Origin of the sequence: Stenoxybacter acetivorans DSM 19021, from assembly GCF_000745895.1 — a bacterium.
Lineage (GTDB): Bacteria > Pseudomonadota > Gammaproteobacteria > Burkholderiales > Neisseriaceae > Stenoxybacter > Stenoxybacter acetivorans.
This window is the reverse complement of record NZ_JQKE01000136.1, coordinates 1-1,518: the sequence shown is the minus strand read 5'-3', so window position 1 is coordinate 1,518 and position 1,518 is coordinate 1. Positions and strand designations below refer to the sequence as shown.

The following is a 1,518-nucleotide window of genomic DNA, read 5'->3' as shown; positions in this document are numbered from 1 at the left end:
GCGGCATCGGCATAATTTCCCTGATCAATATTGGCTCCAGCCAAGGCAAGAGAGGCTGAAGCAATAGAACCGTTAAGTTGGTAGACAGCACCTGATACAAATGGGCTGCCAGTTATACTTGCGCCCCACGATGCTGTTGTTGCCATTATTGAAAGACCGGAAACAAAGGTATTTAACCCGTCAAGTTTCGTGCCACCATTGCGAGCATATTGTTCTACTTGTTGTACGTCTTGAGTAAGACCAATAATATCAGCAATATTACCACCCCAATTAATGATTGAACTTGTAGCCATAATCTAAATTCTCCTAAATAAAAAATGATAAACACCGCACCTACTTTAACAATTTAGTACCAAAACCTGCCAAAGCAATAACCCATAGCATACTTCCAAGCATACAACTAATTAAAAAATCAGCGATATAGGTTAAAATTCTTAAAAAAACTATATTATCTATCTTTAATATTTTTTCTGCTATATCCAAGTATTCTGCTTTATTTTGGTAAAATTTATAAAAAATAAACTCTCTTAATTTGATTGTAATAAACATGACAAATGCCATAAACAAACCCAATCTCATGTTGAATTGAGCTATATTACTCATTGCTTCCGTGTCGCCACGACTAATATCTTTTAAAAAATAAACAATTACAGCAGAGTAAGCTAAAATACTTGGCAGAACCAATAACGTCCTAATAGCGTGATGAGTTTCTGTTTTCATTTAAAATCCTTGATAAATTATTTCAAATTTATTTCCAGTCTAATCATATCAAAATCATCTGTTTTTTTAAATACACTTCCAAAAGGCTTCATGATTACTGTTCATTAATATAGCTAAATTATTAAATTTTTCAAAATGACTATCTGGAAAAACTACGGCTAATTGCCTAAAATCTGCTGAACTAAGTCATGTTTGCTTTTTTTTAAAAAATAATAGCACAGCTATACCACATACTATTATATTATATTATACAACCCTAACACCTATCTATTATCAATAAGTATAACGGTGATAATACAAATAATAAAACAACATCAAAAATTAGTTTTTCCACCCCTAGAAAAATTAGTAACTATTTATTGATTACTATATTATCATATTAACAAAAAACCACAAATTATTTTTTATTCTTTATTAAAATTTTTTAGTTATTTAAATTTATAATAGTTACAAAGGTTATAATAAATCTGCTTGAAAATACTGTTATAAATATTTTCAGGCAGCCTTATTATTAATTTCCAAATTTAGATAACGCACACGACCCATGCCTTGTAAATTGGCGGTTTGCTGTTGCTGCTCGGTTAATTCAATGTGTTCTGTATAGTGGCTGTATAAAGCATTAAATGAGAAATTCACATCACCCATTAATCGGGTTTCGCCGTCGGCGGTTTGGTAATTACCCGTTTGCGCTAAGGTGTTATTTCCTTTTAATTGGGTATTGGTGTTTTTGTAATCCAAATTTAAAACCGCAACGCCCAAATCGGTTAAAGAGAATAATTCATTGGCTGAACCAAATCC

General features: G+C 31.6%; 2 protein-coding genes and 1 pseudogene. All 3 read right to left on the bottom strand.

Annotated features, from left to right (window positions below; all coding sequences use genetic code 11):
* On the bottom strand, positions 1-293 hold a 293-nt coding region (locus Q384_RS10955; protein WP_037588118.1), incomplete at its 3' end, for a hypothetical protein.
* A 40-nt stretch (positions 294-333) separates the two neighbouring features.
* Positions 334-720 carry a hypothetical protein gene (locus tag Q384_RS10950; protein WP_037588117.1) on the bottom strand — a complete coding sequence of 129 codons (387 nt, stop codon included), beginning with the start codon at positions 718-720 and terminating at the stop codon, positions 334-336.
* 495 nt (positions 721-1,215) lie between these two features.
* Positions 1,216-1,518, bottom strand: a pseudogene (locus tag Q384_RS13675) (hypothetical protein); the annotation flags it as partial.

Excerpts from the sequence above, each read along its gene's own strand:
- Q384_RS10950 (WP_037588117.1), bottom strand. The coding sequence starts at position 720 with ATGAAAACAGAAACTCATCACGCTATTAGGACGTTATTGGTTCTGCCA.